The organism is Streptomyces solicamelliae (assembly GCF_045348655.1).
Lineage (GTDB): Bacteria > Actinomycetota > Actinomycetes > Streptomycetales > Streptomycetaceae > Streptomyces > Streptomyces solicamelliae.
Genome location: NZ_CP160404.1, coordinates 2,071,416 through 2,094,489, shown reverse-complemented (window position 1 = coordinate 2,094,489; position 23,074 = coordinate 2,071,416). Strand labels below are relative to the sequence as shown.

At 70.8% G+C, this 23,074-nt stretch carries 21 protein-coding genes; 11 read left to right on the top strand and 10 right to left on the bottom strand.

Annotated features, from left to right (window positions below):
* Nucleotides 1–136 precede the first annotated feature (136 nt).
* The 6 genes from ABZO31_RS09715 to ABZO31_RS09690 all read right to left on the bottom strand — a co-directional run bounded on the left by ABZO31_RS09715 (nt 137) and on the right by ABZO31_RS09690 (nt 6,257).
* Nucleotides 137–661 carry a hypothetical protein gene (locus tag ABZO31_RS09715; RefSeq protein WP_406860713.1) on the bottom strand — a complete coding sequence of 175 codons (525 nt, stop codon included), beginning with the start codon at nt 659–661 and terminating at the stop codon, nt 137–139.
* Nucleotides 662–753: 92 nt separating this feature from the next.
* Entirely contained in the window at nt 754–1,440 is a 687-nt protein-coding gene (locus ABZO31_RS09710; RefSeq protein WP_406860712.1) for a response regulator, read from the bottom strand.
* A complete protein-coding gene (locus ABZO31_RS09705) occupies nt 1,437–2,798 on the bottom strand; it encodes a sensor histidine kinase (RefSeq protein WP_406860711.1) in 1,362 nt (453 codons plus the stop codon). Before ABZO31_RS09705 ends, ABZO31_RS09710 begins: the two co-directional genes overlap by 4 nt.
* 344 nt (nt 2,799–3,142) lie before the next feature.
* Nucleotides 3,143–4,021: a DUF4429 domain-containing protein gene (locus ABZO31_RS09700; protein WP_406860710.1), complete on the bottom strand. Its 879-nt coding sequence runs from the start codon at nt 4,019–4,021 to the stop codon at nt 3,143–3,145.
* 87 nt (nt 4,022–4,108) lie between these two features.
* Nucleotides 4,109–5,320 carry an alpha/beta hydrolase gene (locus ABZO31_RS09695; protein WP_406860709.1) on the bottom strand — a complete coding sequence of 404 codons (1,212 nt, stop codon included), beginning with the start codon at nt 5,318–5,320 and terminating at the stop codon, nt 4,109–4,111.
* A 286-nt stretch (nt 5,321–5,606) separates the two neighbouring features.
* Nucleotides 5,607–6,257 (bottom strand): TetR/AcrR family transcriptional regulator, encoded by a 651-nt coding sequence (locus ABZO31_RS09690; RefSeq protein ID WP_406860708.1) that lies wholly within the window; start codon nt 6,255–6,257, stop codon nt 5,607–5,609.
* Nucleotides 6,258–6,372: 115 nt separating this feature from the next.
* Here ABZO31_RS09690 and ABZO31_RS09685 point away from each other — a divergent pair, with 115 nt between their 5' ends.
* Nucleotides 6,373–7,986 carry an MFS transporter gene (locus ABZO31_RS09685; RefSeq protein ID WP_406860707.1) on the top strand — a complete coding sequence of 538 codons (1,614 nt, stop codon included), beginning with the start codon at nt 6,373–6,375 and terminating at the stop codon, nt 7,984–7,986.
* Between the two features lie 162 nt (nt 7,987–8,148).
* Nucleotides 8,149–8,568: a peptidase inhibitor family I36 protein gene (locus tag ABZO31_RS09680; RefSeq protein WP_406860706.1), complete on the top strand. Its 420-nt coding sequence runs from the start codon at nt 8,149–8,151 to the stop codon at nt 8,566–8,568.
* On the opposite strand, the gene ABZO31_RS09675 is transcribed toward ABZO31_RS09680, so the two are convergent.
* Nucleotides 8,549–9,361, bottom strand: coding sequence for a potassium channel family protein (locus tag ABZO31_RS09675; protein ID WP_406860705.1), 813 nt, complete (start codon nt 9,359–9,361; stop codon nt 8,549–8,551). The two genes, ABZO31_RS09680 and ABZO31_RS09675, sit on opposite strands and share 20 nt — an antisense overlap.
* Nucleotides 9,362–9,407: 46 nt before the next feature.
* Entirely contained in the window at nt 9,408–12,155 is a 2,748-nt protein-coding gene (aceE, locus tag ABZO31_RS09670; RefSeq protein WP_406860704.1) for a pyruvate dehydrogenase (acetyl-transferring), homodimeric type, read from the bottom strand.
* Nucleotides 12,156–12,576: 421 nt separating this feature from the next.
* On the opposite strand from aceE, the gene ABZO31_RS09665 reads away from it, so the two are divergent.
* The 6 genes from ABZO31_RS09665 to ABZO31_RS09640 all read left to right on the top strand — a co-directional run bounded on the left by ABZO31_RS09665 (nt 12,577) and on the right by ABZO31_RS09640 (nt 16,933).
* Nucleotides 12,577–12,999, top strand: a complete 423-nt coding sequence (locus ABZO31_RS09665; RefSeq protein WP_406860703.1) for a DUF3052 domain-containing protein — start codon at nt 12,577–12,579, stop codon at nt 12,997–12,999.
* 101 nt (nt 13,000–13,100) lie between these two features.
* A complete protein-coding gene (locus ABZO31_RS09660; RefSeq protein ID WP_406860702.1) occupies nt 13,101–13,562 on the top strand; it encodes a peroxiredoxin in 462 nt (153 codons plus the stop codon).
* A gap of 100 nt (nt 13,563–13,662) precedes the next feature.
* Nucleotides 13,663–14,238 carry a TerD family protein gene (locus tag ABZO31_RS09655; RefSeq protein WP_406860701.1) on the top strand — a complete coding sequence of 192 codons (576 nt, stop codon included), beginning with the start codon at nt 13,663–13,665 and terminating at the stop codon, nt 14,236–14,238.
* Nucleotides 14,239–14,329: 91 nt separating this feature from the next.
* Nucleotides 14,330–14,905, top strand: coding sequence for a TerD family protein (locus ABZO31_RS09650; RefSeq protein ID WP_406860700.1), 576 nt, complete (start codon nt 14,330–14,332; stop codon nt 14,903–14,905).
* A 31-nt stretch (nt 14,906–14,936) separates the two neighbouring features.
* On the top strand, nt 14,937–16,082 hold the full coding sequence (locus ABZO31_RS09645; protein WP_406860699.1) for a DUF475 domain-containing protein: 1,146 nt from the start codon (nt 14,937–14,939) through the stop codon (nt 16,080–16,082).
* A gap of 113 nt (nt 16,083–16,195) precedes the next feature.
* A complete protein-coding gene (locus ABZO31_RS09640) occupies nt 16,196–16,933 on the top strand; it encodes a TerD family protein (protein WP_406860698.1) in 738 nt (245 codons plus the stop codon).
* Between the two features lie 21 nt (nt 16,934–16,954).
* On the opposite strand, the gene ABZO31_RS09635 is transcribed toward ABZO31_RS09640, so the two are convergent.
* A complete protein-coding gene (locus ABZO31_RS09635) occupies nt 16,955–17,755 on the bottom strand; it encodes a TerD family protein (protein ID WP_406860697.1) in 801 nt (266 codons plus the stop codon).
* A 190-nt stretch (nt 17,756–17,945) separates the two neighbouring features.
* On the opposite strand from ABZO31_RS09635, the gene ABZO31_RS09630 reads away from it, so the two are divergent.
* From ABZO31_RS09630 to ABZO31_RS09620, 3 genes are read left to right on the top strand one after another with little or no spacing between them, the layout of a single operon-like run.
* Nucleotides 17,946–19,121, top strand: a complete 1,176-nt coding sequence (locus tag ABZO31_RS09630; RefSeq protein WP_406860696.1) for an HpcH/HpaI aldolase/citrate lyase family protein — start codon at nt 17,946–17,948, stop codon at nt 19,119–19,121.
* Nucleotides 19,122–19,139: 18 nt separating this feature from the next.
* Nucleotides 19,140–21,575 (top strand): phosphoribosyltransferase, encoded by a 2,436-nt coding sequence (locus ABZO31_RS09625; RefSeq protein WP_406860695.1) that lies wholly within the window; start codon nt 19,140–19,142, stop codon nt 21,573–21,575.
* Entirely contained in the window at nt 21,572–22,447 is an 876-nt protein-coding gene (locus tag ABZO31_RS09620; protein ID WP_406860694.1) for an HAD family hydrolase, read from the top strand. The genes ABZO31_RS09625 and ABZO31_RS09620 overlap by 4 nt, the downstream gene beginning before the upstream one ends.
* Here ABZO31_RS09620 and ABZO31_RS09615 read toward each other — a convergent pair.
* Nucleotides 22,410–23,036: a DedA family protein gene (locus ABZO31_RS09615; RefSeq protein WP_406860693.1), complete on the bottom strand. Its 627-nt coding sequence runs from the start codon at nt 23,034–23,036 to the stop codon at nt 22,410–22,412. The genes ABZO31_RS09620 and ABZO31_RS09615 overlap by 38 nt on opposite strands.
* Nucleotides 23,037–23,074 lie beyond the last annotated feature (38 nt).

The following is a 23,074-nucleotide window of genomic DNA, read 5'->3' as shown; positions in this document are numbered from 1 at the left end:
GAAGGGCCGACGAGACGTCACTCCGAGGAGCCAACCGGCGCCTCATACCGGGGTATCCCAGGAACGACCGGCAACCCCGAGGGAGAACCTGGGGATATCCCCCGGGTGGAGCGGCCCGCTCTACGACGGCATACGGCTACCCGTCCTCCGTGATTCCGAGGTCGCGCCGCATGGCCTCGCGCATGGTCTTGATCAGCGGCCACAGGGCGCGCTGGGCCTCGGCGGCCGAGACCTCGGTCTCACCGGGCTTCGGCCTGCCCTGCTCGATCCGCTTGACCTGGGCGTAGACACGGGTGAGGGCGGTGTTCACGATGCCGGCGGGTTCGATCACGGAGTCGGGGGCGACCATGAGGGTTTCGGACCAGCAATTGCGGTGGAGGTCCTTGGCGTCCTCCAGGGCGCGGATGTCCGCATCGCTCGTCGTGCGGTCCCGCACGACGAACAGATGGGTGCTGAGCGCGGTGGCGAACTGCCGGGAGTCCCGGTGGAGTTCCGAGTAGCACCGGCGACGGAGCTCGCGTTGCTCGCGCGCCTCCTGGAAGGCCCGAGTCAGCTCCAGCTCACGCCGCTTGGTCCGGTCGGCACCTCGCTGGGTCAGCACAGCAGCCCCCAGCGTCCCCGCCACACCGACGATCGCGATCACCATGGCCCCTATACCCATGCCCCCACCCTAGGTCGAAGATCCCATGCGTGTACGGGCGTTGGCCTGCCACAACAGCGCTGCCGACGGGCCGGTGGGTGGGCGGGGGCCGGTCAGACCGCCCCGTCCCCCGGCCGTACGACCCCCGACTCGTACGCGAAGATCACCGCCTGGGCCCGGTCCCGCAGGTCCAGCTTCGCCAGTACCCGCCCCACGTGGGTCTTGACGGTCTGCTCGGCGAGGACCAGTTGTTCCGCGATCTCCTGGTTCGACAGGCCGCGCGCGATCAGTTCCAGCACCTCCGTCTCGCGCGGCGTCAGCCCGTTCAGGCGGAGGGCGACGCGGTCGCGCCGCGGGGCGGGGCGTTGTGCGGCGAAGTCGGCGATCAGCCGCCGCGTGACCGACGGCGCGAGCAGCGCCTCGCCCGCCGCGACCACCCGCACCGCCGCGATGAGGTCCGCCGGCGGCGCGTCCTTCAGCAGGAAGCCCGACGCCCCGGCGCGCAGCGCCTCGTACACGTAGTCGTCCACGTCGAACGTCGTCAGCATCAGCACCCGCGGCCGGTGCACGATCCCCACACCCCCGCCGAGGATCTCCCGCGCCGCGGTCAGCCCGTCCATCTCGGGCATCCGTACGTCCATCAGCACCACGTCCGGGTGGGTGGACCGGGCCGCCTCCACGCCGGCCCGCCCGTCCGGCGCCTCGCCGACCACGTCGATGTCGGCCTGCGCCGACAGCAGCGCGGCGAACCCCGCCCGCACCATGGCCTGGTCGTCGACGATGATCACGCGGATGGTCACGAGCTGGAGCCCTTCGTCGTCGGTGCGGCGCCGGCCGTGCGCAGCGGGAGCCGCGCCGCGACCCGGAAGCCGCCGTCCGGCAGCGGCCCGGTGTCGAGCGTGCCGCCGGTCAACCGTACGCGCTCCCGCATGCCGACAAGCCCGTGCCCGGTACCGCCGTCCTCCAGCGGCGCCCGGCGCGAACCCTGCCCGTCCGGGGCCCCGTTGACGACCAGCACCATCAGCCACTCCCCGTCCTCCTCCGCCCGCACGGAGACCCGCGTGGGCGCGCCCGGCGCGTGCCGGACGACGTTCGCGAGCGCCTCCTGCACGATGCGGTACGCGGAGAGGTCGACGGCCTGCGGCACGTCGCCGAGCTCCGCCGCCAGCGACAACTCCGTCGGTACACCCGCCCGTACCGTCGCCTCGACGAGCTGCTGCACGCGGTCGAGTCCGGGCTGCGGCGCGCGTTCCCCCTCCGTTCCCTCGCTGCGCAGCACGACCAGGAGCCGCCGCATCTCCGCGAGGGACTCCCGCGCGGACGCGGCGATCGAGCCGAACTCCTCGCGCGCCGCGTCCGGCAGGCCGGGGATCCGGTACGGCGCGGAGTCGGCCTGGACGGTGATCACGGACATGTGGTGGGCGACGACGTCGTGCAGCTCGCGCGCGATGCGGGCGCGCTCCTCGAGGAGCGTGCGGCGGGCCCGTTCGCCCTCGCTGATGGTCTCCTGCTCGACGAGCCGCCGCTGTGCGTCGCCGCGTTCGCGCAGGGTGCCGGTGATGAGCAGGAGGACGCCGCTCAGCACGAAGAGCAGGACGTGGACGGGCTGGCTGAGGTCGGGGGCGATCAGCTCACAGAGCCAGCCGGCCGCGCCGGTGACGAGCCAGACGCCGACGAGGGTCCGGCGGGGTTCGCGGAGCCCGATGGCGAGCATGAGGGCCAGGTATCCGAGGACCACCATGGGGGTCCAGGGCCACTGCTGTCCGGGTGTCCCGTCGGCCCCGATGAGGATGAGCGCCCCGACGAAGTCCGCCGTGACGATGACCCACCAGGCTTGCAGCGGCCGGGTCACGGCAAGCAGCAGCGGCGCGGTCTGCGCGGTGGCGAGGGCTCCGGCGAGCGCGCCGTTGAGCCGGTAGTCGTTCGTGAGGACGGTGACGGTGACCGGGAGCAGCGCGGCGACGAACGCGAACGCGACGACGTACGGCAGCCGGCGCACCCACACCGACGAGGCGTCCGCGAGCAGCGCCGCGCCCGGCCGCGTGGGCGTGGCGAGCGCGACCAACGGCCCGCGCGCGGACGCGGGCACGACCCGCCGCACGAGGGCCCGCAGACGGGCGAGGGACGACGTTCCGGGCGAAGACGATCCAGTACTCATGACCCGCCCACCCTAGGCACGCCCGAACCCGACAGGCGTCATACCGGGGACCGCCCTCGGACCCGATACCCAGGTATGACGGGGGCCTCGGCTCCGGGCGTCCGGTCCCGTACGGCCCGCCTTCCGACCGTCCAGGCTCGCGTTGCCGTCCCGGGGCCACCGGTCCCCTTGCCGTCCGGGAGCACGCGCCCGACGGCTCGCCCGCGAGGACGCCGGCCCTCCCGCCGGGGAGCACGCGCCCGACGGCTCGCCCGCGAGGACGCCGGCCCTCCCGCCGGGGAGCACGCGCCCGACGGCTCGCCACCGCCGCCGGGGCGACCGAGTCCGACGGCTCGCCCCGCCCCCTACAGCTCCGCCAGGAGCTCCCGCTTCTTCGTCGTGAACTCCTCGTCCGTCACCAGGCCCGCCCGGTGCAGTTCACCCAGGTGACGGATCCTTTCGGCGATGTCGGCGGGGTCGCGTCGGGCGCCCGCCGTCACCTGGGCCGGGACCGGTTCCGCCGTGCCCGCCTCGCGGATCGCCGCGAGGACCGCCGCCGCGAACGGCAGGGACTCGTGGACCGGGCCGTACCCGAGCCCGAAGACGACCGCCGCGGGGTCGAGGTCCGCCTGCGCCGGCTGCCCGCCGGCCTCGCCGTCGCGCCGCAGCAGCCGCAGATGGCCGTCGAGCACGTCGGGCGAGCGCCACTCCACCCCGCTCAACTCGCGCACCTCGAACGCCTGGTCGCCGGCCTTCCACTTCGCCGACGACGCCCCCGTCCACGACCAGCGGAACGCGACCTCGCCCTCCCCGTCGAAGCTCGCCCTGCCGTCGTACGCCTTGAAGGACTGCGGCCCTTCGGGCGCCGCCACGAGGAAGCCGTCGCTCGGCCCGGCGTCCGCCGTGACCAGCGGACGCAGCTCGTCCGCGTAGTACTCCGCCAGCGTCTCCCGGTCCGCCGGAAGCACCAGGCGGTAGGGATCGCACCCCTCCTTCAGCTGCCCCGCCGCCGCCTCCATCAACGGATCGGCACCGGGCCGCGGCACCGCGTGCAGCACGACCGTCCCGCGCTTGCCCGGCGTCAGCGTCACGCCGCTCAACGCCTCGTGCGGCACGCGCCGTTCGCCCAGCGCCTGGTACAGCCTCGGCGTACGGATCCCCCGTTCGAAGCGGATGAGCACGGCGTCGGTCTCGAACTCCCAGGTGGCATGAATTCCGGCCAGCACATCACCCATGCGCCTCATCGTATGCCGCATGCGCCCCGGAGTCGCCCCTGCCGGCCCTGCAAGTACTCCGGCGAACTCCCGTACCTGTGCCGCGCTCTACGCGCGTCAGGCACCGTCGGCGCCGGAGATTCCACGGCGGCACGCGCTGTCGGCGCTCGCACAGGTCAGCTCCTGGTACGCGCCGACGCCTATCTCGGCGAAGTTGTCCAGGCTCTCCGTACCCGGCTCGAAATAGCCCGTGTGACCGTTCGCGCCCGACGCAGAGAGCAGCCGCGCCCCGAACGCCGGCTCCACCGGGTCCGCGCCGTGCCCGACGCCCCCGAACTCCAGGTTCGGCACCCGCTGGATCCAGTCGTCCGCGTCCCGCATCGCCCACACCCGCGCCCGCGTGGCGAGTTCCGCCGCGCTGTCCACGCGCATCCCGGGGCTGCCGGCCACCGCGACGTCCGTGACGCGCTCCGGCAGCCGGCCGGCCGCGACCCCGCACAGCACGGAGCCGTAGCTGTGGCAGAACAGGGTGACCCGCGAGGTCCCGGGCAGCGCGTCCGTCATGTGCACCAGCCGGACCGCCCCGCTCTCCGCGAGCCGTCCGATCGCCGCGTCGATGCCGACGCCGACGGGCGAGGTGTAGTCGGCCCAGGCGATGACCGCGACCCGCGCGCCCGGCGCGGTCCGCCGCTCGGCGTCGTACAGCGAGCGCGCCATGCCCGCCGGAGCGGTGTAGCGGCCGCGGGTCCGCTGGAAGGTGAGCAGGTTCGTGTCGACGCCCGGCACGATCACCGACACCCGGCGCGCCCGGTCGAGGTTCCCCAGCACCTCGGCGGTACGGCCCGTTCCGGTCGGGTCGAACGCGAGGATCTGCCGGTTCCGTTCCATCAGGGAGGCGAACCGGTGCGCCCGGCGCGTCGCGTCCTGCCGGCCGTCGACGCTGAGCCGTACCTCGGCGAGGCGGCGCCGCTCGGTGGCCAGCGCCCGCTTGAGCGAGAGCCGGTTCGCGCGGTAGCGGAGGGTGACCGGTACGCCGTCGAGATTGCCGACGACGAGGGGGTGTTCGTCCGCGAGCCGCGCCCCGCGCTTGGTACCGATCGCGTGGAAGAACGCGGCGATCGCACGGGCCGGGGAGCCCGGATCCGGCAGCCGCCGGCCGCCGGCCGAACCGTGCGCCCAGGCGGCGAGCGCGGCGCGGTGCGGGTCCTCCGACCCGGGGTGACGTCGGATCGTCGTCCAGCCGGTCGTCGCGAGGAGCACGAACACCACGGCCAGCGCGAGCAGCATGCGCCAGACGGCGAGGGTGGGGGAGGAGTCGAAGGAAGTCACTGCGGGACACCCTAGGAGACGCCCGCACGGGCCTGGGCCACGGGTGACGGGGATCACGATCATCGACGGGAATACCGCCGGTTACGGTGACGGTGGGTACACACTTGCTCCCGTACGGGTGGGTGTGCGGATCTTGCTTCGGGGCGCGGTTTCTGTACGGGTGCCGGCCTCGTACGGGCGTCGCTCTCGTCCTCTACGGGAGACGGTCACGTACGGGCTCAGGCCTCGCGTGAGACGGTCTCGTACGGGCTCAGGCCTCGCGCAGAGGGCTTCGGCCCCGTACGCGCTAGCGCTCTCCGGCCCGCCAGTCCTCCGCCAGCGCCGGCCCCAGATGGTCCAGGTACCGCTCCGTCAGTGCGCGGATCGCCTCCAGTGAGGTGTCCGTGCCCTGGCCCCACAGCCGGCCGGTCACCCGCATCACGCCGCTGAACGCCGCGACCGCCACCCGGGGGCGCGGGTCCGCGTCCGGGTCCAGGCCCTCGCGCTCGGCGATCATCCGCGCGATCGTCTCCTCCATCTCGATGGAGCGCCGCAGATGGACCGCGAGCAGCGCCGGCGTGGACTCGATCGTCACGAAGGTGCGCAGGTAGAGCTCGACCGGGACGACCTCGGAGATCGCCTCGCCGATCTGCTCCCAGCTGCACAGGACCGCGTTGCGCATCGCCTCGAACGGGCCCTCCTCCGCCGGGCGTTCCGCCAGCGCCCGCAGGAAGCGCTCCTCGACGACCTGCTGGAGGGCGAAGGCGACGTCCTCCTTGCTGGCGAAGTAGCGGAAGAACGTGCGCTGCGAGACCTCGACGGAGTCCGCGATCTCGTCGACGGTGGTCCGTTCGTAGCCCTTGGTGGTGAAGGACTCCAGAGCCGCCCGCAGCAGGGCGTCCCGGGTGCGGCGCTTCTTCCGCTCGCGCAACCCGGTGGCGGGACCGCTGGACGTCACGTGATGGTTCTCTTTCTGCCACTTGGACCGGATCAGCCTACCTGTGAGCGACATGACAGTTACCGACGTGTGAACTGCTTTGTCAATTGTCAGACGCTGACACTAACCTCACGGCATGACTAGTCAGACCATCGACAAGGCGCCTCAGCCACAGGAGCCGGGTCCCGTACCGGAACAGACCAAGGGCCTCCGCGGTCACCCCTGGCTGACGCTCTTCGCCGTGGCCGTCGGCGTGATGATGGTCGCGCTGGACGGCACCATCGTCGCCATCGCCAATCCGGCCATCCAGAAGGAACTCAAGGCGTCGATGGCCGACGTCCAGTGGATCACCAACGGCTATCTGCTCGCCCTCGCCGTCGCGCTGATCACCGCCGGCAAGCTCGGCGACCGCTTCGGCCACCGCCAGACCTTCCTCATAGGCATCGCCGGCTTCGCGGCCGCCTCCGGCGCCATCGGCCTGTCCGACTCGATCGCCTTCGTGATCGGCTTCCGTGTGCTGCAGGGCCTCTTCGGCGCGCTGCTGATGCCGGCCGCGCTGGGTCTGCTGCGCGCCACCTTCCCCGCCGAGAAGCTCAACATGGCCATCGGCATCTGGGGCATGGTCATCGGCGCGTCCACCGCGGGCGGACCGATCGTCGGCGGTCTGCTCGTCGAGCACGTCAACTGGCAGTCCGTCTTCTTCATCAACGTGCCGGTGGGCGTGCTCGCCCTCGTCTTCGGCCTGGTGATCCTCAAGGACCACCGCGCGGAGAACGCGCCGCGCTCGTTCGACCTGCTCGGCATCCTGCTGCTCTCCGGCGCGATGGGCTCCCTCATCTGGGGCATCATCAAGGCCGGTGAGTCCTGGGGCTGGTCCAGCGGCAACACCTGGGGCTTCATCGGCGGTGCGCTCGCGCTCTTCGTGCTCTTCGCCGTCTGGGAGACCAAGGTCAAGGAGCCGCTCATCCCGCTGGGGATGTTCCGCTCGGTCCCGCTGTCGGCCGGTGTCGTGCTGATGGTCCTGATGGCCTTCGCCTTCATGGGCGGCCTGTTCTTCGTCACCTTCTATCTGCAGGGCGTGAAGGGGCTGAGCCCGGTCGACAGCGGTCTGCACCTGCTGCCGCTGACCGCGATGATGATCGTCTCCTCGCCGCTGGCGGGCGCGCTGATCACCAAGTTCGGCCCGCGCATCCCGCTGGTCGGCGGCATGGTCTGCACCGCGGCCGCGATGTTCGGCATGATCAGCCTGACGCCGGAGACCGGCACGCTCACCATGTCGCTGTGGTTCGCGCTGCTCGGTCTGGGCCTGGCGCCGGTCATGGTCGGCGCCACCGAGGTCATCGTCGGCAACGCGCCGCTGGAGCTGTCCGGCGTGGCCGGCGGTCTGCAGCAGGCCGCGATGCAGGTCGGCGGTGCGCTGGGCACGGCCGTCCTGGGTGCGGTGATGTCGTCCAAGGTCAACAGCGTGTTCGAGCAGAACTGGAAGGACGCGGGCATCCCGGTCCCGGCCGACCCGCGTCTGGAGCAGGCCGCCGAGTTCGGCGTGGTGCCGGCGGAGCTGGCGAAGGCGCCGGGGATGACCCCGGACCTGCTGGCCTCGATCGGCAAGGTCATCCACGACACGTTCATGTCGGGCATGGGCCTGGCGTTCACCGTCGCGGGTGTCGTGGCGGTCGTCGCGGCGCTGGTCGCCATGCTGACGAAGCGCGGCGAGAACGCGGAGGCGGGTGCGGGCGCGGCCCACATCTGACGCCGCTCGTTCGCAGGTCGCACGGAAGACCCCGCCGGCTCGGTCCGGCGGGGTCTTCCCCTGTTCGGGTGAACCGGGCCGTGGCCTCTTCCCAACGCTGCGTGACACCTCCAAGATTTCAGTTACGGAGAGTGATGAACGAGCGAACGGGGGGTTCCCGAGATGAAGACGCGTGCGAGGACGGTGGCGGCGGCGGTCGTCCCGATGATGCTGATGGGCCTGGTCGCCTTGGTGGCGGGCGCGCCCGCCACGGCGGCGCGGCCGGCGACGGCGCGGCCCGCTGCGGCGGGGCAGCCGAGCCTCGGGGTGTGTGCGCCGGGGCAGTTGTGCCTGTGGCCGAAGGCCGACTTCAAGGGCCGGGCGAGCGCCCACGAACTGGCCGACACGGACATCGAGAGCTGCGTCCCGCTCCCGACCGGGACCAGCGCGCAGGCGCTGGCCAACCGGACGGGCCGGCCGGTGACGACGTACCAGTCCGCGGAGTGCGCGGAGACCGGGCAGTTCGAGACGTACCCGGGGATGGGCACGTGGGTGCCGCAGAGTCCCTACCAGGTCAGAGCGTTCAAGATCTGGGAGCGCTAGGGGCCGGCACGGTCTCGGGGCCGGCGTCGGGGGCGGGGCCGGATACGGGGACGGGGGCCGGGACGGAGGCCGTCGGCGAGGCCTGGAGGCGGGCGACCTCGGCGCGCAGCTCGCGCACCTCGAGGGTGAGCGCCTCAAGGAGCTCGGTCTGCCGGCGCTCGACCGCGTCGTCGCGCTCGAAACGGGAGATGAACCAGGCCGCGATGTTCGCGGTGACCACACCGAGCAGGGCGATGCCGGAGAGCATCAGGCCCACCGCGAGGACGCGGCCGAGGCCGGTGGTCGGGGCGTGGTCCCCGTACCCGACGGTCGTCATCGTGGTGAACGACCACCAGACCGCGTCGCCCAGCGTCTTGATGTTGCCGTTCGGGGCCGTGCGCTCCACCGCCAGCACGGCCAGCGAGCCGAACATCAGCAGACCGACCACCGAGCCCGCCACATAGGTGGTGAGCGTGACCTGCGGGGCCATCCGGGCCCGCCGGCCGACCAGGAGGAGCGTGGAGACCAGTCGCAGCAGCCGCAGCGGCTGCACGAGAGGAAGGAGTACCGCGAGGAGATCCAGCGGATGGCTGCGGACGAACCGCCACTTGGCGGGCGCGAGCCCCAGGCGTACGGCGTAGTCGACGGCGAAGGCGCCCCAGACGACCCACTCCACGGTCAGGCACAGCTCGTGGACCCGGCGGTCGGCGTCCGGCGCGACGATCGGCACCGCGTACCCGATGCCGAAGGCCACAGCCAGCGCCAGCAGCGGCATTTGGGTGTGACGTTCCCAGCGTTCCTTCATGCGGGGCATCGTAAGCAGGGTGCGGGGGCGCGCTCGCCCCCGCACCGCCCGGTGCCTACGCGTCGCCGCCCGCGGCGCCGGGGTGTGCCGCCGCCACGTCGAGGAGCTGGTAGCGGTCCACGGCCTGCTTCAGGGCCGAGCGGTCCACCTTGCCGTCCCGGGCCAGCTCGGTCAGCACCGCCAGCACGATCGACTGCGCGTCGATGTGGAAGTAGCGGCGGGCCGCGCCCCGGGTGTCGGCGAAGCCGAAGCCGTCCGCGCCCAGCGAGGTGTACCGGCCGGGCACCCAGCGGGCGATCTGGTCCGGGACCGAGCGCATCCAGTCGGAGACGGCCACGAACGGGCCCTCGGCGCCCTGGAGCTTGCGGGTCACGTACGGGACGCGCTGCTCCTCGTCCGGGTGGAGCAGGTTGTGCTCGTCGACGGCGACGGCCTCACGGCGCAGCTCGTTCCACGAGGTCGCGGACCAGACGTCGGCCCGGACGTTCCACTCCTCGGCGAGGATCCGCTGTGCCTCCAGGGCCCACGGCACGCCGACGCCGGAGGCCATGATCTGCGCCGGGACGGACCCGGACTCGCCGCGCTTGTAGAGGTGGATGCCCTTGAGGATGCCGTCGACGTCCACGTCGGCCGGTTCCGCGGGGTGCTGGATCGGCTCGTTGTAGACGGTCAGGTAGTAGAAGACGTCCGGGCTCTCTCCCTCTCGGGGGGCGTGCCCGTACATGCGGCGCAGGCCGTCCTTGACGATGTGCGCGATCTCGAAGCCGAACGCCGGGTCGTACGCGACGCACGCCGGGTTCGTCGAGGCGAGCAGCTGCGAGTGGCCGTCGGCGTGCTGCAGGCCCTCGCCGGTCAGCGTGGTCCGGCCGGCGGTGGCGCCCAGGACGAAGCCGCGCGCCAGCTGGTCCGCCATCTGCCAGAACTGGTCGCCGGTCCGCTGGAAGCCGAACATCGAGTAGAAGACGTACACCGGGATCAGCGGCTCGCCGTGGGTGGCGTACGCCGAGCCCGCAGCGATGAGCGAGGCGGTGCAGCCGGCCTCCGAGATGCCGTCGTGCAGCATCTGGCCGGTCGGGGACTCCTTGTACGCGAGCAGCAGCTCGCGGTCCACGGACTCGTACTGCTGGCCGAGCGGGTTGTAGATCTTGGCGCTCGGGAAGAAGGAGTCCATGCCGAACGTGCGGTACTCGTCCGGCGCGATCAGCACGAACCGCTTGCCGATCTCCTTGTCCCGCATCAGGTCCTTCAGGAGCCGGACGAAGGCCATCGTGGTGGCGATCGACTGCTGGCCGGAGCCCTTCTTGACCGCCTCGTACGCCTTGTCGTCCGGCAGCGTGAGCGGCCTGGAGCGGACCACACGGGTGGGCACGTACCCGCCGAGCGCCTTGCGGCGGTCGTGCATGTACTGGATCTCCTCGGAGTTCCGGCCCGGGTGGTAGTACGGCGGCAGGCCGCTCTCCAGCTCCTTGTCCGTGATCGGGATGTGCAGCCGGTCGCGGAAGCCCTTGAGGTCGTCGACCGTCAGCTTCTTCATCTGGTGGGTCGCGTTGCGGCCCTCGAAGTTGGGGCCGAGGGTCCAGCCCTTGATGGTCTTGGCGAGGATCACCGTCGGCTGGCCCTTGTGCGCCTTGGCCGCGGAGAACGCCGCGAAGATCTTCTTGTGGTCGTGACCGCCGCGGCCCAGGTGCAGGATCTGGTCGTCGGACATGCCCTCGACCATGGCGCGCAGCCGGTGGTCGCCGCCGAAGAAGTGGTCGCGGATGTACGCGCCGGTCTCCGTCGCGTACGTCTGGAACTGGCCGTCCGGCGTGGTGTTCATCTTGTTGACGAGCACCCCGTCGCGGTCCTGCGCGAGCAGCGGGTCCCACGAACGGTCCCAGACCAGCTTGATGACGTTCCAGCCGGCACCCCGGAAGACCGACTCGAGCTCCTGGATGACCTTGCCGTTGCCGCGCACCGGGCCGTCGAGCCGCTGCAGGTTGCAGTTGACCACGAAGGTCAGGTTGTCCAGGCCCTCCCGGGCCGCGAGGGTCAGCTGGCCGAGGGACTCCGGCTCGTCCATCTCCCCGTCGCCGAGGAACGCCCACACATGCGACTGGGAGGTGTCGGCGATGCCGCGGGCCTCCATGTACCGGTTCATCCGGGCCTGGTAGATCGCGCCCAGCGGGCCGAGGCCCATGGAGACGGTCGGGAACTCCCAGAAGTCCGGCATCAGCCGCGGATGCGGGTACGAGGAAAGGCCGTTGGGGAACTTCGACTTCTCCTGACGGAAGGCGTCGAGCTGGGTCTCGTCCAGCCGGTCGAGCAGGAACGCACGGGCGTAGATGCCCGGCGAGGCGTGCCCCTGGAAGAAGATCTGGTCGCCGCCGTCGCCCTCGTCCTTGCCCCGGAAGAAGTGGTTGAAGCCGACGTCGTACAGCGAGGCGGAGGAGGCGAAGGTCGCGATGTGGCCGCCGACCCCGATGCCCGGGCGCTGGGCGCGGGAGACCATCACCGCGGCGTTCCAGCGCGTGGCGTTGAGGACCTTGCGCTCGATCTCCTCGTTGCCCGGGAAGAAGGGCTCGTCCTTGGTGGCGATGGTGTTGACGTAGTCCGTGCTGCGCATCTCGGGCACGGCCACGCGCTTCTCGCGGGCCCGCTCGATCAGGCGGAGCATCAGGTAGCGGGCCCGCTCACGGCCGCGCTCGTCGACGGCGGCGTCGAGCGAGTCGAGCCACTCCTGGGTCTCCTCGGGATCGAAGTCCGGGACCTGGCTGGGCAGGCCGCCAATGATGATCGGGGTGCGATCGGATCCGGAAGCCACGCTGTTCCTTCGCTGTCGGTGGAGCCACGGGTGACGGTCGGGGATGCGGAGAGCTGTCGCGCCGCCACCATCGTGTACCCCAGGGGTCCAGACGTCATCTCTACCGAGAGGTAACCCCCAGGGGGCACCCGGTCGGTCAAATCGCAACCTTACGCCCAAGCCGCGCATGCGTTTCGTCGCTACGTTCGGCAGACTGAAGCCGCGGAACCATTCAAAGCCGGACGAAGGGTGTGGGTGCGATCACGGAGCGTACGGCCCGGCTCCCCGGAGTTGCGGCGAGACGGCCCCAAACGTCACCGTTTCGGCGGTCTCGCCGGTCGGGTACTTGCGCGATCCGCCCGGCCCGTGTGGACTACGGCCAACACCGTGCGCACGCGCGCGGTACGCAACACATTTCCCGAAAACGATCAGGAGGCAAGCCGTGAGCGCGACCGCGGACCACGCGGAGGAGCGGACCAACCCGGCGGCGAGGCTGGGGTTCGAGCCCGGACAGGTGGTCCAGGAGATCGGTTACGACGACGACGTCGACTTCGATCTCCGCGAAGGCATCGAGTCCATCATCGGCCAGGAGCTCGCGGACGAGGAGTACGACGACGTCGCCGACGCCGTCGTCCTGTGGTTCCGCGACGAGGACGGTGACCTCACCGACGCCCTGGTGGACGCCATCGGTCTGCTGGAGGACGGCGGCAACATCTGGCTGCTGACCCCGAAGACCGGCCGCGACGGCTACATCGAGCCGAGCGACATCCAGGATGCCGCGCAGACAGCTGGTCTCTCCCAGACCAAGAGCATCAGCGTCGCCAAGGACTGGACGGGCACCCGCCTGGCCGCCCCGAAGCGCTGATCCCCACGCTGCACCGGAGCCCCCGCCGAATACACCCGGCGGGGGCTCCGTGCGTAGGGTGGGGACTCACTACTTCGGCCCAATGAAGGGAAACGTCAGCCATGACGATCGAGGTCGGCACCAAGGCCCCGGACTTCGAGCTCAAGGACAACCACGGCCGCACCGTGAAGCTCTCCGACTTCCGCGGCGAGAAGAACGTGGTCCTTCTCTTCTACCCGTTCGCCTTCACCGGCGTCTGCACCGGCGAACTGTGCGAGCTGCGGGACAACCTGCCGAAGTTCGTGAACGACGACACCCAGCTGCTCGCCGTCTCCAACGACTCCATCCACACCCTGCGCGTCTTCGCCGAGCAGGAGGGCCTGGAGTACCCGCTGCTGTCCGACTTCTGGAAGCACGGCGACGCCTCGCGCGCCTACGGCGTCTTCGACGAGGACAAGGGCTGCGCCGTGCGCGGCACCTTCATCATCGACAAGGAGGGCGTGGTCCGCTGGTCGGTCGTCAACGCCCTGCCGGACGCCCGCGACCTCAACGATTACGTGAAGGCGCTCGACACCCTCGGCTAAAAGTCTGCCTGTGTCGGGAACCGCTCACTAGGATCCAATCGTTGATCCGACTGCCAACGCACGACGGGGGCGCTGCCCCTGGAAACCAATGGAGGGACTCGTGGGAGTCAGCCTCAGCAAGGGCGGCAACGTCTCGCTGACCAAGGAGGCCCCGGGCCTGACCGCCATCACGGTCGGTCTCGGCTGGGACGTCCGCACCACCACCGGTACGGACTTCGACCTGGACGCCAGCGCCATTCTGGTCAGCGAAGCGGGCAAGGTCCGCAACGACCAGGACTTCGTCTTCTTCAACAACCTGAAGAGCGCGGACGGCTCGGTCGAGCACACCGGTGACAACCTGACCGGTGAGGGCGAGGGCGACGACGAGCAGGTCAAGGTCAACCTCGCGGGGGTGCCGGCCGACGTCGCGAAGATCGTCTTCCCGGTGTCGATCTACGACGCCGAGAACCGCCAGCAGTCCTTCGGCCAGGTGCGCAACGCGTTCATCCGCGTCGTGAACCAGGCCGGCGGCGCCGAGATCGCCCGGTACGACCTCTCCGAGGACGCCTCGACCGAGACCGCCATGGTCTTCGGCGAGCTGTACCGGCACGGTGCCGAGTGGAAGTTCCGCGCGGTCGGCCAGGGCTACGCCTCCGGCCTGCGCGGCATCGCGCAGGACTTCGGCGTCAACGTCTGAGCCGTCCAGCAGCTTCACCCGTCCGGCGCCGCACGTTCCGTGCGGCGCCGGACGCGCCTCAGCAACAACTGAACCGGGGAGGACCATCGTCATGGGCGTCACGCTCGCCAAGGGAGGCAACGTCTCCCTCTCCAAGGCCGCACCCAATCTCACCCAGGTGCTCGTCGGCCTCGGCTGGGACGCGCGCTCGACCACGGGTGCGGACTTCGACCTCGACGCCAGCGCGCTGCTGTGCCAGTCGGGTCGCGTGCTCGGGGACGAGTACTTCGTCTTCTACAACAACCTCAAGAGCCCCGAGGGCTCTGTGGAGCACACCGGTGACAACCTGACCGGCGAGGGCGACGGCGACGACGAGTCGCTCATCGTGGACCTGACCAAGGTCCCGCTGCACTGCGACAAGATCATCTTCCCGGTCTCCATCCACGAGGCCGAAAACCGCGGCCAGGCTTTCGGCCAGGTCAGCAACGCCTTCATCCGCGTGGTGAATCAGGCCGACGGCCAGGAACTCGCGCGCTACGACCTCTCCGAGGACGCGTCCACCGAAACGGCGATGATCTTCGGCGAGCTGTACCGCTACAACGGCGAATGGAAGTTCAGGGCAGTAGGACAGGGGTACGCGTCCGGGCTGCGAGGCATCGCTCTAGACTTCGGGGTCAACGTTTCGTAAAGCCGCGTACTTAACACGATGGGGTAGTTCAGTGCTTCTGAAAACCTTCGGCTGGTCGTTCGCAGTCACTGCGCTCGGCCTTGCCTTCGCCGCGTGGCAGTGGGGGTGGGAGGCGTTCGGGGTCGTTCTGATCCTGTCGATCCTCGAGATCTCGCTGTCCTTCGACAACGCGGTGGTCAACGCCGGCATCCTGAAGAAGATGAATGCCTTCTGGCAGAGGATCTTCCTCACGATCGGCATTCTCATCGCGGTCTTCGGCATGCGGCTCGTGTTCCCCGTGGCCATCGTCGCGATCAGCGCCAAGGTCGGCCCCATCGAGGCCGTTCAGCTCGCGCTGGACGAGCCGGATCAGTACGAGGCCCTGGTCACCGACGCGCACCCGGCCATCGCCGCGTTCGGTGGCATGTTCCTGCTGATGATCTTCCTCGACTTCATCTTCGAGGACCGGGACATCAAGTGGCTCGCCTGGCTGGAGCGGCCGCTGGCCAAGCTCGGCAAGGTCGACATGCTGTCGGTCTGCATCGCCCTGATCGCGCTGCTCGTCGCGGCGATGACCTTCGCCACGGAGGCGCACACCAGCACCGGACACATGGACAAGTCCGCGACCGTGCTGCTCTCCGGTGTCGCCGGTCTGATCACGTACCTCATCGTGGGCGGCCTCTCCGGCTACTTCGAGGACAAGCTCGAGGAAGAGGAGGAGCGCGAGCACGAGGAGGAGGAGAAGGCCAAGGCCGAGGGCAAGCAGGTCTCGGCGGTCGGCCTGGCGGGCAAGGCGGCGTTCTTCCTCTTCCTGTACCTCGAAGTGCTCGACGCCTCCTTCTCGTTCGACGGTGTGATCGGTGCCTTCGCCATCACCAACCACATCTTCTGGATGGCGCTCGGCCTCGGCATCGGCGCCATGTACGTCCGGTCGCTCACGGTCTACCTGGTCCGCCAGGGCACCCTCGACGACTACGTCTACCTGGAGCACGGCGCGCACTACGCCATCGGCGCGCTCGCCGTCATCCTGCTCATCACGATCCAGCACGAGATCAGCGAGATCATCACCGGTCTCATCGGTGTGGTCCTCATCGCGGCCTCCTTCGCCTCCTCCGTGATCCGCAACAAGCGGCTCGCCGAGGCCGAGGGAAGCGCTGAGGCCCCCGGCGACAAGACCGAGGTGAAGTCAGGGGTGTGACACCCCGGGCTACGAGGAACGCTTCTCTGCGGGGCGGCCGGTGCACCCGGCCGCCCCGCGGCTCATTTCCGGCAGCACGCAGGGCACGGCGGGACAGGTGGGGGTGGGGGGCCATGGCCTTCTGGGACAGTCTGTGGCGGGGCAGCGCCGTCCAGTTCGACTCGGGCAGCGCCGCGAGCAACGCGATCGAGCTGACCAAGCGGCGCCCGACGGTCTCACTGACCAAGCAGGGCGCCGCCACCGGCAATCTGCGGGTCAACCTCTCCTGGCGGATGCGCACCTCGGACATCGAGGGCCGCTCCAAGCAGAGCGGCCGGCTGCTGCGGCACCCGTCCAAGCTCTTCAAGCCCGAGGTCGTCCAGGGCCACACCCAGGCCGCCGTCAACGTCGACCTGGACATCGGCTGTCTCTGGGAGCTCAGCGACGGCAGCAAGGGCGTCGTCCAGCCGCTCGGCAGCTACTTCGGCGACGTGAACGCGGCGCCGTACGTGAAGCTCAGCGGCGACGACCGGTTCGGCTCGCCCTCCGGCGAGACGATCTACGTCAACCTCGACCACAAGGACAAGATCAAGCGTCTGCTGTTCTTCGTCTACATCTACGACCAGACGCCGGCCTTCGACCGCACCCACGCCAAGATGACGCTCTACCCGAGCAACGGGCCGCGGATCGAGATCGAACTGGACGAGCGGGCCCCGCAGGCCCGCTCCTGCGCCGTGTTCAGCGTGGAGAACGTCAAGGACGAACTCGTGGTTCGCCGGGAGGTCAAGTTCGTGTACGGATTCCAAGCCGAACTGGACCGGCTGTACGGCTGGGGACTCCAGTGGGGCCGCGGCTACAAGACGAAGGCCTGAGGCGTGACCGCGGATCCGGCCTTACGGGCGGACGAACTGCGGTCCCATGGGCGGCAGACGGAACTCCCCGGCCGGGACGGGCGGCGCGGACGACGTGACCGGCTGCGGATAGCCGTAGGCGGGCGCCGTGGCGGGAACCGGGGGAGCGACACGAGGTGTGGCGGGCTGCGGCGGAATCGGCGTGTGCACCACGGTCGCGTCGGCGTCCCCGGAGGGCGCCGGGACGGGCGTGGACTGCGGGGCGGTGCCCGCGGAGGCCGGCTCCTCGGCCGTCTCGTCCACCGAGATCCCGAAGGCGGTCGCCAGACCGACCAGGCCGGTCGGATAGCCCTGGCCCACCGCCCGGAACTTCCAGCCCTCGCCGCGGCGGTACAGCTCGCCGCAGATGACCGCCGTCTCCTCGCCGGTCTCCGCCTTCACGTCGAACAGCGCCAGCGGCTCGCGGCCGGCCGTGCCCGCGTCGTACAGCAGGATCCGCAGGTCGGTCACCGAGCGGAACGTCCCGCCGTCCGAGGACGCGGCGATCACCACCTGGTCCACCGACGGGTCCAGCGCACCCAGGTCGGCCTCGATCGTGTCGGTCAGCCCGTCGGCCTCGCGCTTCTTCGACAGCCGCCGCACCAGGCCCGAGGGATGGCGCGGCTGGTTGTAGAAGACGAAGTCCTCGTCCGAACGCACGCGCCCGTCCGGGCCGAGGAGCAGGGCGGAGGCATCCACGTCGGGGACCCCGGGGCCCGGGGTCCAGCGGAGCACGGCCCGTACGGCCGCGGTGTCGAGAGGGACGTTGGAGCCCTTCAGCATCGCGTGCGTCATGGTCGTCATCCTGCCTCCCCGCCTCCCTCCGGGACAACGCGGGGGGCGGTTCACGGCGTGCCGACTACGCATACGACAGGGGAGGGATACGGACGGGTTACCTGGATTTCATGCACAGTGGGAACTGTTGACACCCGCACCTACGTACTATTACCGGCCACATGTCATCACGGCCGCAGAAGCCAGTCGGGGGAGATTAATGCGTCATTTCGGGCACATCCCGTCCGCGTCGCGGACTGGGCTGTTCCATCAGGAGCCGGCCGAGTTCACGGCCGACTCGCCCGCGCGCACGCTCGCCGTGGCCCTGGGCGCCACGCTCTACAGCCCGGCCACCCGCCCCAAGCTCGCCGACGACGTGCGCAAACAGGCCGCGCGCGGTGTCGTCTCCATGGTGCTCTGCCTGGAGGACTCGATCGACGACCACGACGTGGAGGCCGCCGAGGCCAACCTCGTCCGTCAGTTCTCCGACCTGGCCGCCGCCTGCGCCGCCGATGGCGCGGAACCGCCGCTGCTCTTCATCCGGGTCCGTGAGCCCCGGCAGATCCCCGACCTGGTGAACCGGCTCGGAGAGACCGTTCGGCTGCTCTCCGGATTCGTGCTGCCGAAGTTCACCGAGGAGCGCGGAGCGGCCTTCCTGGAGGCCCTCACCCTCGCGGAGAACGCCTGCGGACGGCGACTCTTCGCCATGCCCGTCCTGGAGTCCCCGCAGCTGCTCCACCTCGAGACCCGGGCCGAGACCCTCGCCGGCATCGCCCGGATCGTCGACAAGTACCGCGACCGGGTCCTCGCCCTGCGCCTCGGCGTCACCGACTTCTGCTCCGCGTACGGACTGCGCCGCTCGCCCGACATGACCGCCTACGACGTCCAGCTCGTCGCCCATGTCATCGCCGATGTCGTCAACGTGCTCGGCCGCTCCGACGGCACCGGCTTCACCATCACCGGACCCGTCTGGGAGTACTTCCGCGCCCAGGAGCGCATGTTCAAGCCCCAGCTGCGACGCAGCCCCTTCCTGGAGGGGCGCGCCGAGGAACTGCGCACCGCGCTCATCGAGCACGACCTCGACGGACTGCTCCGCGAGATCGAACTCGACCGTGCCAACGGCCTGCTCGGCAAGACCTGCATCCACCCCTCGCACGTGGTGCCGGTGCACGCACTCTCCGTGGTCAGCCACGAGGAGTTCAGCGACGCCCAGGACATCCTGAGGCCCGAACGGGGCGGCGGCGGAGTGCTGCGCTCCGCGTACACGAACAAGATGAACGAAGTGAAGCCCCACCGTGCGTGGGCCGAGCGGACCCTGCTGCGCGCCGAGGTCTTCGGCGTCGCCCGCGAGGACGTCGGCTTCGTGGAGCTGCTCACCGCCGGCCTGGCCGGCTGACGAAGGGGGAACGAGGACGTGGAGTGGACGGGAACGTGGGTCGCCGAGCGACTGGGCGTCGAACTGGTCGGAGACGGTGAACTGCGGGACCTCCTCGGATTGGCCCTGCGGCGCAACCCGAAGCGGGCGCACCTGCTCGTCTCGAACGTGCTGGGCAAGCACGTCCCCCAGCGGCCCTCGGTCGTGTACGGGCACGGGCACGCCCTCGGCGTACGCGCCGCGGAACTGCTCGGCCCGGCCGCGGCGGACGCCGTCGTCGTCGGCTACGCCGAGACCGCCACCGGGCTCGGCCACTCCGTCGCCGACGGCCTCGGCCAGGTCCCGTACCTGCACTCCACCCGCCGGCCCGTCGCGGGCGTGCACGCCGCCGGCGGTTTCGAGGAGTCCCACTCCCACGCCACCTCCCATCTGCTGCTCCCCGAGGATCCCAAGCTGCTGGCCGGACCCGGCCCGCTGGTCCTCGTCGACGACGAGTTCTCCACCGGCAACACCGTCCTCAACACCATCCGCGACCTGCACGCCCGCCACCCCCGCGACCGGTACGTGGTCGTGGCCCTGGTCGACATGCGCTCCGCCGCCGACCTCGGCCGGCTCACCGCCTTCGGAGAGGAGCTCGGCGCCCGGATCGACCTCGTCACCGGCGCCCGCGGCACCGTCCGCCTCCCCGACGGCGTCCTCGCCAAGGGCCAGGAACTGGTCGCCGCCCACGAGACCCCGACCCTCCCCGTGCCCCGCACCAAGGATGCGGCCCGCACCGAGGACCCGGCCCGGCCCGCGCCCGTCCGCGTCGACCTCGCCTGGCCGGCCGGCGTCCCGGACGGCGGCCGGCACGGCTTCACCCCCGCCCACCGGGCCCTCCTGGAGGCCGCGCTGCCGGACATGGCCGCCCGCCTGTCCGCCACCCTGCCCCCGGCGACCACCGCCGACGGCCGCCCCTCGCGCGTCCTCGTCCTCGGCAACGAGGAGCTGATGTACGCCCCGCTCCGCCTCGCCCACGCGCTGGAGCAGACCGGGGCCGACGTCTTCTACTCGACCACCACCCGTTCTCCCGTCCTCGCCGTCGACGACCCCGGCTACGCGATCCGCACCCGGCTCGTCTTCCCCGCCCACGACACCCCCGCCGACGGCCCCGGCGACCGCTACGCCTACAACGTCGCCGGCTCCGGCTTCGACGCCGTCGTCGCCGTCGTCGACTCCACCGCCGACACGCCGGAGCTCCACGCCCCCGACGGCCTGCTGGCCCGGCTCGGCGCGCACATCCCGCACGTCGTGCTCGCCGTCGTCCCTTCCTACACCCCCCGAGGTGCCTCGATGCTGCCCGAGCCGCTGCGCGGTCCCGCCTTCTCCTCGTACGCCCCCGAGGAGGTCGGCTGGCTGCTGCAGGACCTCTCCGACGTCGAACTGGAAGCCCCCACCGAGGAGCGCGAGGAGGCCATCCAGAGCGGCGGCGCCCACTACGCCGAGTCCCTCCCGGTCGAGTACCAGCCCAGCGCCGCGTACCAGCAGCTCTTCCACACGGCTCTGGACGCCTCCGCCGCCCGTATCGCCCGCGCCGTCGGCACCGTCACCGAGACCGTCCTCGCCGAACGGTCCGCCCGGCCCGTCCTCGTCTCCCTCGCCCGCGCCGGCACCCCCGTCGGCGTCCTGATGCGCCGCTGGGCCCAGCACCGCCACGGCCTCGACCTGCCCCACTACGCCGTCTCCATCGTCCGCGGCCGCGGCATCGACGCCAACGCCCTGCGCTGGCTCGCCGCCCACCACGACCCCGCCGACGTCGTCTTCGTCGACGGCTGGACCGGCAAGGGCGCCATCACCCGCGAACTCGCCGAGGCCCTCAAGGACTTCGAGGGCTTCGACCCGGAGATCGCCGTCCTCGCCGACCCCGGCTCCTGCGTCCGCACCTACGGCACCCGCGAGGACTTCCTCATCCCCTCCGCCTGCCTCAACTCCACGGTCTCCGGCCTGATATCGCGTACGGTGCTCCGCGCCGACCTGGTCGGCCCGGACGACTTCCACGGCGGCAAGTTCTACCGCGAACTCGCCGGCGCCGACGTCTCCAACGACTTCCTCGACACCGTGGCCGCCCACTTCGACGAGGTCGCCGACACCGTCGACGCCGAGGTCAAGGAACTCCTCGCCGCCGACCGCACCCCCACCTGGGAGGGCTGGGCCGCCGTCGAGCGGATCAGCGAGGAGTACGGCATCCACGACGTCAACCTCGTCAAGCCCGGCGTCGGCGAGACCACCCGCGTCCTGCTGCGCCGCGTCCCCTGGAAGATCCTCGCCCAGCGCGACGCCGGCGCGGACCTCGACCACGTCCGTCTCCTCGCCGAACAGCGCGGGGTCCCCGTCGAAGAGGTCGACGAACTTCCCTACACCTGCGTCGGCCTGATCCACCCCCAGTTCACCAGGGGTGCGACAGGTGCCGACGGCAAGGCGGTGGTGTCCCAGTGACCACCTCCACCGTCCTCGTCGCCAGCGACCTCGACCGCACCCTCATCTACTCGTCCGCCGCGCTGGCCCTCGGCATGCCCGACGCCCACGCGCCCCGGCTGCTCTGCGTCGAGGTCCACGAGAGCAAGCCCCTGTCCTACCTGACGGAGACTGCCGCCGAGCTCCTCGAACAGCTCGCCACCGACACCGTCTTCGTCCCGACCACGACCCGCACCCGCAAGCAGTACCAGCGGATCCGTCTGCCCATCCCCACCCCCCGCTACGCGATCTGCGCCAACGGCGGCCACCTCCTCGTCGACGGTGTCACCGACCACGACTGGCACGCCTCCGTCCTGCGCCGCCTCGACGCCGAGTGCGCCCCGCTCGACGAGATCCGCGCCCGCTTCACCGAAACCACCGACCCCTCCTGGGTGCGCAAGCACCGTGTCGCCGAAGACCTCTTCGCCTACCTCGTCGTCGAACGCGAGCAGATGCCCGAGGACTGGCTGGAGAACTTCACGGCCTGGGCCGGCGAGCGCGGCTGGACCGTCTCCCTCCAGGGCCGCAAGGTCTACGCCGTCCCCCAGCCGCTCACCAAGAGCGCTGCGATGCGCGAGGTCGCCCATCGGGCCGGCGCCACGCTCACCCTCGCCGCCGGCGACTCGCTCCTCGACGCGGACTTGCTCCTGGCCGCCGACCGCGCCTGGCGGCCCGGCCACGGCGAACTCGCCGATGCCGCCTGGACGGCACCCCACCTCGACGCGCTGACCCATCGGGGCGTCGCGGCCGGTGAGGAGATCCTGCGCCGCTTCGGCGCGACCGCCCGGACCCACCGTGACTCGCTGCCCGGACTGCTCAGCGACGCTGCCGACGCACTCCCGGACCCGGCCTGACCATCCCGGTCAGGCGTATCCCGACGAAACAGAGCACCGCGGCCACCGCCGCCACGAGCACCGCCTTCGAGTACACCGAGACGAACCCGGTGACCTGCTCCCAGTTGTCGCCCAGGGCGTGACCGGCGAGCACGAAGGCGGTGTTCCATATCGCGCTGCCCAGGGTGGTCAGCACCAGGAACAACGGCAGCGGCATCCGCTCCACCCCGGCCGGCACCGAGACCAGACTGCGGAAGATCGGCACCATCCGGCCCAGGAACACGGCCTTCGCGCCGTGCCGGACGAACCACGCCTCCGTGCGCTCGATGTCGCTCACCTTCACCAGCGGCAGCCGGGCGGCCACCGCCAGCGTCCGCTCCCGGCCGAGCAGCGCGCCCACCCCGTACAGCGCAAGCGCACCCACGACCGAACCCGCCGTCGTCCACAACAAAGCGGCGAGCAGACCGATCCGGCCGGACGCCGAGGCGAACCCTGCCATCGGGAGGATCACTTCACTGGGTATCGGGGGAAAGAGGTTCTCCAGCGCGACCGCGATTCCCGCGCCGGGTGCGCCGAGCGTGTCCATGAGGCTGTTGATCCATTTCTCCATGCGTCCATGCTCGAATTCCGCGCCCGTCGGCGGACTGC